Below are 13,540 nucleotides of genomic sequence, written 5' to 3' on the forward strand. Positions count from 1 at the left end.
GGCTCCCGCGATCCACATCGGTCGCGGGCTTCCGGTTTCCTTTACCTGCAACAAATCAAACGGGAGTGTTCCCTTGAAAACAAACTCAGCACGCATGCTTGCTGTCGGCGGATTACTCATTGCATTGTCGATCAATGCCTGGGCACAGGGTGGTGCCACAGCCAGCGCTCCGGTTGCATCGACGGTCGAGGCGTCGGGCGCGACTACTCCGGCTACGGGGAAAAAAGCGGATCGGGCACTGCGGAAAAAAGTGTACGCGGCGATCGGTAAGAATAAGGAGATCAAGGCCGGAAGTATCAGTGTCACGGCCAAAAACGGTGCGGTCATGCTGAATGGTACGGTTCCGGACGCCAATCAGATTCCCACGATCGTGGAGATCGCGAAAGGTGTTCCGGGTGTGACCTCCGTCACCAGCAAACTGGTGGTTCAAAAACCGTTTGGCGGTCAGTAAGCACCCTTCGACGCAAATGGACAGAGCCGGTTCATGACCGGCTCTGTCCATTTGCGGGTCGCCGCGCCGCAGTTCGAGCGAGCATCGCTCTGATCGCGGTGCCTCGTCTAAAGTCCCAGGTTCGCCCCCGGCCGACATTCGGTTGCGGTGCCGCGCGAATTCCCGCCGATCGACAACAGGGCGTTCGCCCACCCCCCAGGTTTCTTCATTGGCACGACGCGCGATCAGCGACTGCGCGATCCGACGCGACACACTGCCGCATCGAAGCGCCTGGCGCCCGCCGGGCCGTATGCGGCAAGCCCTTTTCTTCATCGCCCCCACTACGGAAAACCCTGCCCCCCGCCGATGGGGGTAACGACCAGGGCATCGATGTCTATTCTCTCGTAGTGGATGCAATGTCCCTTCAAGAAGAATCGGATCGTTATGCATCGAACCAGAACACAGTACGGAGACCTAATGAAGGTAAAACTGAAAACGACGGCATCGGCAGCAGCACTGCTCGCAATCGCTGGTGCCGCGCATGCGCAATCATCGGTAACGCTGTACGGCACGATCGATTCCGGCCTGCTCTGGCAGAACACGTCGGCGGCGAATTTTCTGCCGGTCGCGTCGAAGAACCCGAACCTCGGACACGTCTTTCGCTTCAAGGACGGCGGTCTCTATTCGAGCCTCTGGGGCTTGAAGGGCAGTGAGGACATCGGCGGCGGCTACAAGGTCAACTTCCGCTTGCAGGGCTCGTTCGACAGCGGCACGGGCAAGTTCCAGCTGAGCGATACGCCGAACGCGCCGGCGCTCTTCAACCAGATCGCGACGGTTGGCGTATCGGGACCATTCGGCAAGTTCGACATGGGCCGCCAGCTCGCGCCGATGGCCTATGCATTCGCCGATACCGACGTGCGCAACGCATGGTTCTTCGGCAGTGTTCTGACTGCATGGCTGACCATGAACCAGCAGTCGGGCTGGACGGCCAACAGCACGAACGGCAGCATCGGCGCACTCTATGACAGTAACGCGCTGGTGTACAACTCGCCGAACTTCTATGGCTTTTCGGCAGCGCTCGAATATGCGCCCGGTGGCGTTGCGGGTCATTTCCAGGGCGGCACGCGCGAGTCGGCCGTGCTCAAGTATTCGAACTTCGGCCTGAACCTCGCAGCCGTCTATTACAACGGCCACGACACGAGCCCGTACCCGTATCCGACCGCCGCCAATCCGGGCGCGACGCCCATTCCGGCAACCGGTCAGAACAACAACCGCTTCGTTTATTTCGGCGGAAAGTACACGTGGAAAGGGCTCTCGGTCTCAGGCTCGTTCAGCAACGGCCGCAATCCGGCGAATCCGAACGGCAACCTGGCTGCGGGCATCGCTTCGGGCGATTTCGACATGTGGACGGGGGGCATCGGTTATCGTTTCTCTCCGGCGTTCGAACTCACGTCGGGCGTCTACTACGTGAAGGACGAGAAGCATAACCAGAACCAGTCGACCGCCTACGTGCTGGGTGCCGATTACAACCTGTCCAAGACGACGACGCTGTACGCACAGGGCGGCTATGTGTCCAACCGTGGCACGATGAATCAGACACTCGTGTACGGCCAGCCGGTCGCTGTGGGCAAGAACACGGCTGCGGGCATGCTGGGCATCCGTCACTCCTTCTGATCTTCCGATGTCGAAGCGGGTTCGGCGGCGCTGGTCGCCGAACCCGGTACGGCGCTTCGAGTGCGTGAGCGGCATGTGAGCCGGTGATGCGCGGCCCGCGCAAGACGCGCGCAGTCGACTCGCAGCCGCATCAGGGTGGCTGCATCGGCAAGTCTGTACGTCCGCCGTGTGCTGTCGACGGGTAAGTCAGCTATTGCTGAATTTGCGGGGCGCCACCTGCGGCGGCGCGCCGTTGCGCGACAACGATGCTGGCGGCCTCGGCATTGTCAGGATAGTAGGCCCACTCGTCAGGGTTGAAGCCGGCGGCGAACCACTCATTCAGTTCGGCGACCACCTGAGCGCGCGTCTTCGGGGCTGACGGATCATATGAACCCGATGAAGCCTGCGCGTAGGCGGAGGCCACACAGGACGCGCCGAGCAGCGCACCCAGAGCAAGGCGTGAGAAAGTACCCATGGCGTCGGCGTCCGTAAAATGGATAGCGCTTTTTATTGTAGGCGCTGCGCGGAGATCTGCAGGCGATCTCGCATCCAATCGCATTGCCGTGGATCAGCGCACTGCTTATGATCTCTTCCTCACACGCGAAATCATTGCCGCGAGCCTGGTGCGTAAAGCGTCATACCGGGCGGACGTTCAGACTTCGTTTACCAACTGGAAAGGAGAGTGCTGATGGTTTTCGAACTGGCTCACATCGTGATCTTGCCGGGCAAGGCTGCCGAGTTCGAAGCGGGCGTCGCCGAGGCGGTTCCGCTTTTTCTGCGTGCGCAGGGCTGTAGTGGTGTGAAATTGCATCGGACCATCGAGCATCCGGAGCAGTACGTTCTGCAGGTCGAGTGGTCGAAGGTCGACGATCACATGATCACCTTCAGGGAATCCGCCGACTTTCAGGCGTGGCGGCAACTCGTTGGCCCGTATTTCAAGGAGCCGCCTGTCGTGGTGCATACGGAGGTCGTGGTCGGCTGAATCGTCCGGCTCGAAGGTCGTTGACGGCGGCGACCCATGCGGTCGCCGTTTTCCGTTATGCATTCGCGGTGCGTGTCGGGGCGCGTCACGACCCGACTGTCCGGTGACCTTCCGTGGCAGATGCAGGATGAGACCTCTGCGCATCTGCATCGGCAAGCGCTTCCTCGACATCCGACTGATGAAACAACGCTTCGTGCATCTTCTGCGCGTCGAACGCCTTTTCCCATTTTGCAATGACGACTGCCGCGACTGCATTGCCGATAATGGACGTGACGGAGCGCGCTTCGCCCATGAAGCGATCGATGCCGACGAGCAGCGCAATCGCGCTCAGCGGAAGAACGCAGGCTCCGCGCTCGACGTACCCAACGTGATCAGGATTTCCGTCTTGAGGTGGGATCGAATCTTCGCGGGAGACGATTGCAGAGAAGACACCTGCTCGCACGGTCGTCGATAACGACGCCCGTGCACGACTTCAGCTAACGCAGCAAGTCAGAACGAACTCACCGCAGCCATGCAAACGCAGCAAGCGCGACCATCACCGTGATCGCGCCGCCGATGCGCGTCGCGATCTGCGCGAACGGCATCAGTTCCATGCGGTTCGCGGCGGTGAGAATGGCGACATCGCCGGTGCCGCCAAGGCCGCTGTGCGTTGCGTTGACGATGGCGGCTTCGACGGGATACATGCCCGTCCAGCGCGCGACGATGAAGCCGGTGGCGACGAGTGTGAGCACCGTCGACACGGCCGTCACGATGTTCACCCAATGAAACGCCGTGACGATCTCGCCCCACGGCGTCATGGCGACGCTGATGGCGAACATCAATGGATAGGTGACAGCCGTCGAGAAAAAGCCGTACATGAAGCGCGCGCCGCCTCGCACGCGCGGCGACACGATCTGAAAGAACTGCGCCGCGACGACCATCACGAGCATGACGACGGGCGCGGGCCAGTCGAAATATTGATGGCTCAGCACGCCGAGCAGATACAGCGCAATGGCCGTCGCGCCTGCTGCAGCGACCGAATTGACATCGAATTCGAACGACCGCGGGTTCGCGCCCGTCACGTCGTCGTCACCGCCGGCGACCGTGAGCCGCCCGTTGCCAGTGAGATGCGGACGGCGCGCGCCGAGATAGCTCAGCAAGCCCGCGCAGCAGATCGCCGCGATATTGCCGAGCATCACGGCCGACAGCACCTGCGCGAACAGCGGTCCCTGTTCGACGCCGAGGATCTGCGCATAACCGGCCGACAGCGGCAGTGCACCTTCGCCGACGCCGCCTGCCATGATGGGCACGACGACCATGAACAGCGCGTGCCGGATGTCGAGGCCCAGCAGCGTGCCGACTGCCGTGCCGACGCACGCGGCGGCAATCGATCCCACCGCGACGGGTACGAAGATACGCACGAAGCCCTTGACGAGCGTCTGTCGGTCCATGCTCAGCACACTGCCGACGATGATCGCCGCAATGAACAGGTACAGAAAGTTCGATTGCTTCGTGAAGGTGGTCACCGCTTTGGCGATCGGCTCGGGCATCAGCTTGTAGTAGACCAGCATCGATGGGATGAAGGCCGCGAAGATCGACGTCGCGCCGATGTGCCGGATCCACGGAATGCGCTTCGCGAGTTCGGCGCAGGTGAAGCCGCCGACGGCCACGAGTGCGATACCCGTTGGGAGGTCCGATGCGAGCTTGCCGTGTGCCGTCATCAATCCAAGCACGGCGATCAGAAGCAGATACACGGGCAGCGGCAGGGCGCCGACACGAAGATCGAATACGCGCCACCAGCGCTCTTTGATGCTGGCCTTTTCGCCACGGACTTGATGCGTTGCTGTATCCATTGACGTGTCTCCCCTTACACAAAAATCAGCAGCGACGCGCCGTACACGACCAGACCGACCGCGAACGTCATCACCGTGAAGCCGAGCACCCGCTGCACGCCGACACCTGCCATCGCGACGACAGGCGCGGCCCAGAACGGCTGCATCATGTTCGACACCTGCTCGCCCATCGCGACGGCCATCGTCGTCGCGGGAACGGAGGCATGCAGCGCGACAGCGGCGGGCACCACGAACGGACCCTGCACGGCCCAATGTCCGCCGCCGCTGGGAATGAAGAACGTCACGATCAGCGAGCACACGTAGCTCCAGAACGGCAGCGTGTGTGCATTCGAAATCGCGATGAAGAAGTGCGAAATCACATCGGGCAAGCCCGTTGCGTCCATCATGCCCATGATGCCGCCGTAGAGCGGGTACTGAAGCATCATCGAACCCGTTTGCTTCGCGGCGTTCTTGATGGCGTCCGCGTACGCGAGCGGATAGCCGTGAAGGATCACGCCCGCGATGAACATCACGAAGATCACGGCATTCACGCCGGAAAACGCGATGTGCTGAAACTGCGTCAACACGATCAGGCCGATCCCGACCGCGCCAATGAACGCGCTGCCGATCCACGAATGCTCGACCTTGCGTGCGAAGCTCAGCTTGCCGTCGGGCTTCTTGCGGATCGGTTCGTCGGGATGCTTTTCGGTATCGAGTGGAACGGCGTCTTCGTCATGCGGACGCAGCCACGCCAGTACGAAGGGCATCGCCACCAGCATGACGAGCGTCGGCACGAGATTGAAGCGCGTGAATACGGTTTCGCCGAAGGGCAACACCGCGCCCGTGAGTTTCTGCACGACGTTCATCGAACTGCCGGGCGTCGATTGAGCGAGCGCGATCGAACTGGAAATGCCGCTTGCCCACACGACCCAGCCGGAGAAACCCGCCGCCACGATCCACGCGAAATCGACGCGCATGCGCTTCGCGACTTCGCGCGCGAGCAACGCGGCAACGACGAGGCCCATGCCCCAGTTGAAGAACGACGTCACGGCGACAAGCACGAAGGTCAGCGTGGCCGCCTGCGCGGGCGTGCGCGCAATGGAGACGAGCGCCTTGAACATCCGCTGCACGGGCGGTGCATGCGCGAACGCGTGACCCGTGACGAGCACGAGCGTGATCTGAAACGCGAACGTGAAGATGTCGAAGAAGCCTTTGTACCAGCCGGAGATCATCTTCGGCAGCGTCGCATGCGGTGCGAAGATCGCGGACAACACGGCGACGATGGCGGTGATCAGGATCGCGAGCACGAACGGATCGGGAATCGTGCGTTCGAACACGCGGATGGTGGCTTCCGTGAAGCTCGATTTACGCGCGTGCGTCGACGGCGCGGTGGTGGGTTTCATGCATGTCTCCGGATTTATTTTTTAGTTCGTGAAGCCGTAAAGCGTGGCGGGATTGGTGACCAGAATCCTGTCGCGTATCGCTTCGTCTTCCGCCCAGTCGGACAGCAGGTCGAGCAGCATCACGTCGTCTGGCTTGTGCGTCTCCGTGACGTGCGGCCAGTCGCTGCCCCAGACGAGGCGTTCGGGCACGGCATCGACCCACGCGCGCGCCATCGGCGCGATGTCCGCGTAACAGCCGGCGAGTCCAGCCGTGGAGTCGAGATACGGCCCGGACAGCTTGATCCACGCACGGCCCGCATCGGCCAGGTTGCGCACGATGGAATACGCTTCGTGATTCACACCTTGTTGCAGCGGAAGACGCGCGCGATGATCGAACACCATCGTGCAGGGCAGCCGTTGCAGCATCGCGCGATGTTCGACGACCTGCTCTGCCGTCCAGTGCAGCTGCACATGCCAGCCGAGTTCGGCGACCCGATGCGCGAGCGGTTCGACCATCTCGAAGCCAACGGCCGCGTGCTTCGCCGTATAAAGCGTGAAGCGGATGCCGCGAATGCCGCCTTTATCCAGGGCGTCGAGTTCCGCATCCGTCACATCGGGATGGAGCACCGCGATGCCGCGCGCGTTGTCGATGCCGAGCCGGCGAATCGCATCGACCGTTACCGCGTTGTCGGTGCCGTAGACGCGCGGCGTGACGACCACGACGCGCTGCGTGCCCATGCGCGCCTGCACCGTGCGGTAAGCGTCGACATCTGCGTTATCGACGAAGCCAGGCACATCGTCGTGCGTGAGAAACGCGCGGTCATAGATGTGAATGTGGGAATCGCATTTCATCGCGATGTGTCTCCATGTTTTTTCGTAGCGGGCGCGTCGATCAGAGCACGGCGCGGCTCGCGCGTAACGTATCGATCTCTTCGCCGCTCAAACCCGCTTCGCGCAGCAGCGCTTCACTGTGCTCGCCGAACGCGGGTGCGGCGAACGGCTCGGGCAACGGCGTTCCGCCGAAGCGCACCGGATGCTTGAAGCCGCGATACCCACCGACGCCCGGATAGTCGAAGCGCGCGACCATGTCTTCCGCGAGCACTTGCGGATCGTCGAACATGTCTTCGACGCTGCGCGCAGCGGCGCAGGGCACGGCATCGCCGAACAGCGTTTCCCATTCGAGCGCGGAACGTTGCGCCAATGCCGCGTGCAGTTGCGGCACGATCTCATCGCGATGGATCGCGCGTTTGCGCACCGTGTCGTAGCGTTCGTCGGCGGCGAGGGCATCGAGGCCCGTCAGTTCGCACAGCGACTTCCAGAAATGCGGCGTATTCGCGGACAGGTACAGATAACCTTCGCGCGTCGGATGAATACCCGTGATGCCGCCCGAACGCATGTCGCGGCCGACGTCCTTCGGTTCGCTGTCTGCCCAGATCATGCGGGCGGATTGCATCGTCAACGCGCTGCGCAACAGCGACACGCCGACATACTGTCCTTCTCCGTTTCTCTCGCGCGCGAACAGTGCCGACGACACGCTCGATGCAACCAGCGCCGCCGCGTAGTAATCGACGACGGAGCCGTACAGCACTTCGGGCGGTCCATCCTGCGGTCCTTGCAGCGTGCACATGCCCGTCATCGTCTGAAGCACCTGGTCGTAACCCGCTTTGTCCTTGTTAGGACCCGTATCGCCATAACCCGTCACCGCGCAATAGATCAGACGCGGATTGACTGCGCGCAACTGCTCATAGGCGATGCCCAGCCGCGCCGGCACGCTCGGGCGGAAGTTGTGCACGAGCACGTCTGCCTGCTTGACGAGGGCGAGCAGCACATCGAGTGCCTCGCGTTGTTTCAGATCGAGCACGAGCCCGCGCTTGCCGCGATTCACGCCGAGAAACGCGCGGCTTTCGGCTTCGAGAGTCGATGGATATTTGCGCAGGTTGTCGCCCGTGGGCGGCTCGATCTTGATGACTTCCGCGCCCTGATCGGCTAGCAGCGTACAGCCATACGGACCGGCGATATACGCGCTCAGATCGAGCACGCGCACACCGGAGAGCGGGCCGCCGCGTCCAACGTTCTGTTCCATGAAAAGTTCTCCTGTGATGCTTTACAGCGCGAGCGACGTGCGTTGGCCTTCCGACAGAAGTCCAAGCCGCGCTGCCTCGTTCACCAGCACGCGTGCGCGCTCGACGAAGGGCGGGTCGATCATCCGGCCATCGACGACATACGCGCCGACACCTTTCGCGTCCGCATCGCGCGCGGCAACGGCGACCCGCACGGCATGCGCGATGTCTTCATCGGATGGCCGGAACACGTCGTTCGCAATCGCGATCTGGCTCGGATGAATGCAGCTCTTGCCGATGAAACCGAACGCGCGCGCCATCTGCGCTTCGGCGCGAAAACCGCCCGCGTCCTTGATGTCGGCGAAGGCCGTGTCATAGGCGAACACGCCTGCTTCCCCGGCGGCGACGCGCAACGCGAACATTGCCTGTTGAATCGCCGACGTCTCGCGGCGCGCGATGCCGAGCGGCTCGAACAGATCGCCGAGGCCCAGCTGCAAACCTGCGACGCGCGGATGGGCGCCTGCCAGTTCCGCAGCGATGCGCAACGCGCGCGGCGACTCGATGTTCAATAGCAATCCGATCGGCGTGCCGACGCCGTTCGCGTGTTCGGCGGCGTCGAGCGCGGCTGCGGCGGCGCGCACATCGTCGGGATGCTCCGGCTTCGGCAGATTGATGAGCGACACGCTACTGCGCGCGACCGCGTCGATATCGGCGGAGAAATGCGGCGTGTCGATCGCGTTGACCCGCACGATCAGCGTTTTGTCGCCGGCGCGCGCATCGGCCGTTTCGAGCAGCGCGCGCAAGTCCGCGCGCGCCTGCGGCTTGCGCTCGGGCGCGACGGCGTCTTCGAGATCGAATGAAAGCGCATCGGCGGCGCTCGCGAACGCCTTGGCGAACAGTTCCGGGCGCGATGCCGGCACGAACAGCTTGCTTCTCATGTGTCTCCCGAACTTCTTCGATATTTCAGGGAGTGTATGAGTGTCAACGTTTTAGATAAACTATCTGCGTCTATCTTCAAACAAAAGGAAAACTATCCGGTGGATACGGCATTTCTCGCCAATCTGCTGCTGGTCGTCGATACGGGATCGATGGCGGAGGCGGCGCGGCGTGTCGGCGTCACGCCGGCGGCCATTGCGCAGCAGATGTCGGCACTGGAGCGCGAACTGGGCGTGACGCTGTTCGTGCGTTCGGGCCGCACGGTCACGCCGACGGAGGCAGGGCATCGCATCATCGAACGGGCGCGGGGTCTGGTCGCCGAATTCGCCGAACTGAAAGCGCATGCTCTCGAAGGCGAGGCGGCGGGCGAACTGCGCATCGGCACGATCACCACCGCGCTGTTGAGTCTCCTGCCGGATGTGCTTGCGAACTTCGCACGTGCTTTTCCGCGCGCGAAGGTGCTGATCCGCGCGGGTACGTCGATGGAGCTTTATGACACGCTGCATCGCGGCGATCTCGACGTCGCCATCTGTCTGCATCCTTCGTTTGCGCTGCCGAAGGCTTACGACTGGCATTTGCTGCGCGAGGAGCCGCTCGTCGTGCTCGCGCCTGCGAATCTCGCGGGTGAAGACCCGCACGAACTGCTGCGGCGCGAGCCGTTCATCCGATACGACAGGACGCTAGGCGGCGGCAAGCAGGCCGATCAGTATCTGAGGTCGGCGCGCATCGTGCCGCGCGAGCTGTTCGAGTTGAATGCGCTGATGGCGATCGCGATGATGGTCGACCGTGGGTTGGGCGTATCGCTGGTGCCGGACATCGTGTCGCCGATGACATCGGCATTGTCCGTCGCGCGGATTGCGTTGCCGCTTCCGACCGAGCCGCGCCGCTTCGGGATGGTGTGGCAACGCGCGTCGCCGCGCTCGCGTCTGATACAGGGTCTGTTGCGGTGCGCAGACGAGGCGGTCGCTGCCAGCATCGCGAGAGGCGAGCAGTAATGTGGCCTCGCGTCGCTTACGTGACACGCGTGGATGCCCGGACGGTGTCCTGCATCAGATAAGCGTGCGCCCAGTTCGCGTCCATCGGGCGAGCGAACCAGTAACCCTGAACTTCGTCACATCCGTTGTCGAGCAGAAACTCGAGCTGGCCGTACGTTTCGACGCCTTCCGCCACCACTCGCATGCCGAGCGTTCGGCCCATCGCCAGAACGGCTCTGACGATGACTTCATCCGCGTGCGAGCGACCGATCCCCTGAACGAACGACATGTCCAGTTTCAATCGATCAGCAAGGAAGCTGCGGATATAACCGAGGCTCGAATAGCCCGTACCGAAGTCATCGATGGCGATCGACAGGCCCATCTCCCGCAACGCTCGCAGCGTGGCCAGCGACCCGGGCGCCATCAGCACGCCCTCGGTTATCTCCAGTTCGATGTTACGCGCGCTGACGGCCGTGCGCTCCAGTGTCGACGCGATCATCGCGGGCAGATCGGAGCGTTCGAACTGCACGGGCGATACGTTGACGGACACCACGATGTCGGGACACAGGCTCGCCCAGATTCCGGTCTGCAGGCAGGCCTGCTCGAATACCCACTGTCCGATCTGGACGATGAGCCCCGTTTCCTCCGCAATCGGAACGAACAACGACGGGCTGATGTCGCCGTGTTCCGGATCGTGCCAGCGGACCAGCGCTTCGAATCCGCTTGCCTTGCCCGTCGCCGGATTGACTCTCGGTTGGTAGGCGAGCGAAAAAGCCTCCGAGGCCACGGCATGTCGCAGCGCCTGGGCCAGCGTCGCACGCCTGTTGTCCTGGATGGCAATGTCATGGTTGAACAGCAGGATGCTGTTCGGTCCTGCCGACTTCGCGCGGTACATCGCGGCGTCGGCGTACTTGAGCAGGGTGTCGGGGTCCAGGGAGTGATCGGGGAAGACGGCAACGCCGACGCTCGCCTGAGGCACGATGAGCCGGTTCGCGACGCTTAGCCCGTGCGTCAGGGTCTCTTTCATCGCAGTGGCCGCCGCCATGAAACTGTCGATGTCACCGCGTCCATAAAGCGCCGCGACGAACTCGTCGCCCGCATACCGGACGACGATCTCATCGCGCGATACCGCGCCCGACAACCGGCGCGCCACTTCGCAGAGCACCTGATCGCCGGCGGTATGGCCAAGCGTATCGTTGACTTCCTTGAAGTTGTCGAGATCGAGAAAGACGAGTGCCAGCTTGTTGCCTTCGGCGACGGCGCGCCCGAACATGTCAGCGAGCGTGGCCTTCAAACCCAGCCTGTTCGGCAAACGGGTCAGTGCGTCCTCGTGCGCCTGGCTTCGCAACTGCTCCTGATACCGGACGCGTTCGGACACGTCGCTGAACACGGTCACGAAGTGAGTCGGACGATCCTTTTCGTCGAGAACCGGCGCCACGTGCAAATCGATCCAGTAGATCGAGCCGTCCGGCTTGCGGCATTGAAGCAGGCGCGCTCCTTCGGATTCCGCGCGCATGGCCATTCGTACCGAACGCGCATCGGGTGTCGAGATGTCGCAGCCGATCAGCTTCCATAGATCGGCGTCGATCGCCTCCGTCGCGGAACGCCCCGTGATTCGCTCGAAGGCCGCATTGACATACGTGATCGTGCTGTTGCCGTCGATCTTGCGCGAGATGATGACGGCGTTCCGCGAAGCATCGAGCGCCCGGCTGCGGATCCGCAGGCTTTCCTTCGCATGTTCGTGTGCGGTGACGTCGTGGGCGGTGACGAAGCAAGCTTCCCGGCCGCCGAAATCCAGCAGGTGATACGTGACGTCGACGTAGAAGATTTCGCCGCCGGCGCGCCGGTGCCGGCGCACGCCGCCCGTGCCGCCGCGATTTCCAGATTCGAGTTGCCCTTGCAGATCGCGTCGAAATTCTTCGACGTCCGACGACGGGCGCAACTGATCGACGGGCATGGAGCGGAGTTGCTGCAACGTGGCGCCGTATTGACGCTGAGCGGCAGCGTTCGCAGTCAGGATTTCATACGAGTGGACGTCGAAGATGAGCATCGAGACGGGATGCTGTTCGAAGTATTCGCGGAATCGTCGTTGCGCTTCGGTGGCAACGATCTGCGACGTGATCTTCGTGAGCGACGCGCGCTGACGGGTGAACAGCGCAAACAACAACAGCAGCGCGCCCGCTGCGGCGGCAACGGCCAGCGAGATTCTTTGCCGGACCAGCTGACCTTGAGCACGAAACTGCATGTCGGCGATCTGTTCGCGTTCGTCGCTGCGCAGGTCCGCGATGAGCGTCATGATGGAACTGAGCGTTTTGTTTGCGTGCTGGAGCAGCGTCGGCTGAACTTCCGTACCCGCATTCGCGAGCGCGAGGTTTCGCGCGGCGGAGTCGAGTTCCTGCGGCCACGCGGTACTGAGCTGCCGGAGCGCGCGGAGCTTTTTCAGTGCGCCTGTCCCGCCGGCGAGGTCTCTTTCCAGTCGATCGTAGGTTCCGGCGACTGCGGCGGCACGTCGGATCGGCCATCCTCGGGAGCTGTAACCCGCTACGCCGACACCTTCCAGGAAGTCCGTATTGGCGGCGACGTGCAGCGTGAGCAGCGTCTCCAGTTCCGACGCCACCGTCAGTGCGTTACGAAGCCGAAGATCGTCCGCGCCTCGCGAAAACGTCGCGCTGATCGCAGCGCTGACGGCGAGGCATACGACGAGAGCGGCAGCCACGGCGATGGCCGCCGTCCTGGCGAAATGCCGGTTGAACTCCGGCGCTGCTTGATGATGAGTTCTAGCTGCGTCCATTGATGTGGAAGGCTCTTATATGCATCGCGTCTCGCGCAAGGACACTCCGGACAGGTAGGAATGTCACGGAGAATCCGCGTCGGTGCTGAATGAGATCAGGGTGCCAGGATTGGCCCGGATGCAGACGGGAGCGGTGCCATGAAAACGGAAGAGCAGGTCGGCGATCGAGCTTCGCAGTTTGAATAACGGGACGATCGTGCGCATCTTTTATGGGTGTTTACGCGCATCGAACGATCGCCGTCCGCGCACTGTATATAAACACAGTGTGCGTTGCCGCCACATCGCAACGGTTTATTTTGCATTGCACCATAAAAGGTGTACTATAGGGTTAATACCTACGGACTAACCCTCGGAAGGAGTGTGAAATGAACTACGCTACGGCTGCCTCGACGACCTCCGCAAAAAGCGGTTTCCTTGCACGCGTGCGCGAATTTTTCACGGACGCATGGCGTACGCACCTGGAAGTGTGCGAAATCATCGCCGAATCGCATCGTCGTCCGAACTGAGACGTGTCGTCTCAC

The 13,540-nt window shown here is 62.5% G+C and carries 13 protein-coding genes; 6 read left to right on the forward strand and 7 right to left on the reverse strand.

Features of this window, described 5'->3' with window-relative positions; genetic code table 11:
- Nucleotides 1-73 precede the first annotated feature (73 nt).
- Nucleotides 74-451: a BON domain-containing protein gene (locus G3N95_RS01020; RefSeq protein WP_205968094.1), complete on the forward strand. Its 378-nt coding sequence runs from the start codon at nucleotides 74-76 to the stop codon at nucleotides 449-451.
- Between the two features lie 456 nt (nucleotides 452-907).
- Nucleotides 908-2,104 (forward strand): porin, encoded by a 1,197-nt coding sequence (locus tag G3N95_RS01025; RefSeq protein WP_205968095.1) that lies wholly within the window; start codon nucleotides 908-910, stop codon nucleotides 2,102-2,104.
- Between the two features lie 190 nt (nucleotides 2,105-2,294).
- Here the strand turns inward: G3N95_RS01025 and G3N95_RS01030 are convergent, their stop codons facing one another.
- Nucleotides 2,295-2,558: a DUF4148 domain-containing protein gene (locus G3N95_RS01030; protein WP_205968096.1), complete on the reverse strand. Its 264-nt coding sequence runs from the start codon at nucleotides 2,556-2,558 to the stop codon at nucleotides 2,295-2,297.
- A 213-nt stretch (nucleotides 2,559-2,771) separates the two neighbouring features.
- On the opposite strand from G3N95_RS01030, the gene G3N95_RS01035 reads away from it, so the two are divergent.
- Together G3N95_RS01035 and G3N95_RS01040 are read left to right on the forward strand one after the other, a co-directional pair.
- Nucleotides 2,772-3,065, forward strand: a complete 294-nt coding sequence (locus G3N95_RS01035; RefSeq protein WP_205968097.1) for an antibiotic biosynthesis monooxygenase — start codon at nucleotides 2,772-2,774, stop codon at nucleotides 3,063-3,065.
- 127 nt (nucleotides 3,066-3,192) lie between these two features.
- Nucleotides 3,193-3,519, forward strand: coding sequence for a hypothetical protein (locus G3N95_RS01040; protein ID WP_205968098.1), 327 nt, complete (start codon nucleotides 3,193-3,195; stop codon nucleotides 3,517-3,519).
- Nucleotides 3,520-3,565: 46 nt separating this feature from the next.
- On the opposite strand, the gene G3N95_RS01045 is transcribed toward G3N95_RS01040, so the two are convergent.
- The 5 genes from G3N95_RS01045 to G3N95_RS01065 are packed head-to-tail and all read right to left on the reverse strand — an operon-like array spanning nucleotide 3,566 to nucleotide 9,256.
- Entirely contained in the window at nucleotides 3,566-4,897 is a 1,332-nt protein-coding gene (locus G3N95_RS01045; protein WP_205968099.1) for a 2-hydroxycarboxylate transporter family protein, read from the reverse strand.
- 14 nt (nucleotides 4,898-4,911) lie between these two features.
- Nucleotides 4,912-6,279 carry a TIGR00366 family protein gene (locus tag G3N95_RS01050; protein ID WP_205968100.1) on the reverse strand — a complete coding sequence of 456 codons (1,368 nt, stop codon included), beginning with the start codon at nucleotides 6,277-6,279 and terminating at the stop codon, nucleotides 4,912-4,914.
- A gap of 21 nt (nucleotides 6,280-6,300) precedes the next feature.
- Nucleotides 6,301-7,110: an amidohydrolase family protein gene (locus tag G3N95_RS01055; protein ID WP_205968101.1), complete on the reverse strand. Its 810-nt coding sequence runs from the start codon at nucleotides 7,108-7,110 to the stop codon at nucleotides 6,301-6,303.
- Nucleotides 7,111-7,150: 40 nt separating this feature from the next.
- A complete protein-coding gene (locus G3N95_RS01060) occupies nucleotides 7,151-8,341 on the reverse strand; it encodes a CoA transferase (RefSeq protein WP_205968102.1) in 1,191 nt (396 codons plus the stop codon).
- Nucleotides 8,342-8,362: 21 nt separating this feature from the next.
- Nucleotides 8,363-9,256 (reverse strand): CoA ester lyase, encoded by an 894-nt coding sequence (locus G3N95_RS01065; protein ID WP_205968103.1) that lies wholly within the window; start codon nucleotides 9,254-9,256, stop codon nucleotides 8,363-8,365.
- Nucleotides 9,257-9,355: 99 nt separating this feature from the next.
- Here G3N95_RS01065 and G3N95_RS01070 point away from each other — a divergent pair, with 99 nt between their 5' ends.
- Nucleotides 9,356-10,249: a LysR family transcriptional regulator gene (locus G3N95_RS01070; protein WP_205968104.1), complete on the forward strand. Its 894-nt coding sequence runs from the start codon at nucleotides 9,356-9,358 to the stop codon at nucleotides 10,247-10,249.
- A gap of 16 nt (nucleotides 10,250-10,265) precedes the next feature.
- On the opposite strand, the gene G3N95_RS01075 is transcribed toward G3N95_RS01070, so the two are convergent.
- Nucleotides 10,266-12,944 (reverse strand): EAL domain-containing protein, encoded by a 2,679-nt coding sequence (locus G3N95_RS01075; RefSeq protein ID WP_346778335.1) that lies wholly within the window; start codon nucleotides 12,942-12,944, stop codon nucleotides 10,266-10,268.
- Nucleotides 12,945-13,384: 440 nt separating this feature from the next.
- On the opposite strand from G3N95_RS01075, the gene G3N95_RS01080 reads away from it, so the two are divergent.
- Nucleotides 13,385-13,525, forward strand: coding sequence for a hypothetical protein (locus tag G3N95_RS01080; protein WP_205968106.1), 141 nt, complete (start codon nucleotides 13,385-13,387; stop codon nucleotides 13,523-13,525).
- The last annotated feature ends 15 nt before the right edge of the window (nucleotides 13,526-13,540 follow it).

This window comes from Paraburkholderia sp. Tr-20389 (assembly GCF_017104565.1).
In the GTDB taxonomy this organism is placed as follows: Bacteria; Pseudomonadota; Gammaproteobacteria; order Burkholderiales; family Burkholderiaceae; genus Paraburkholderia.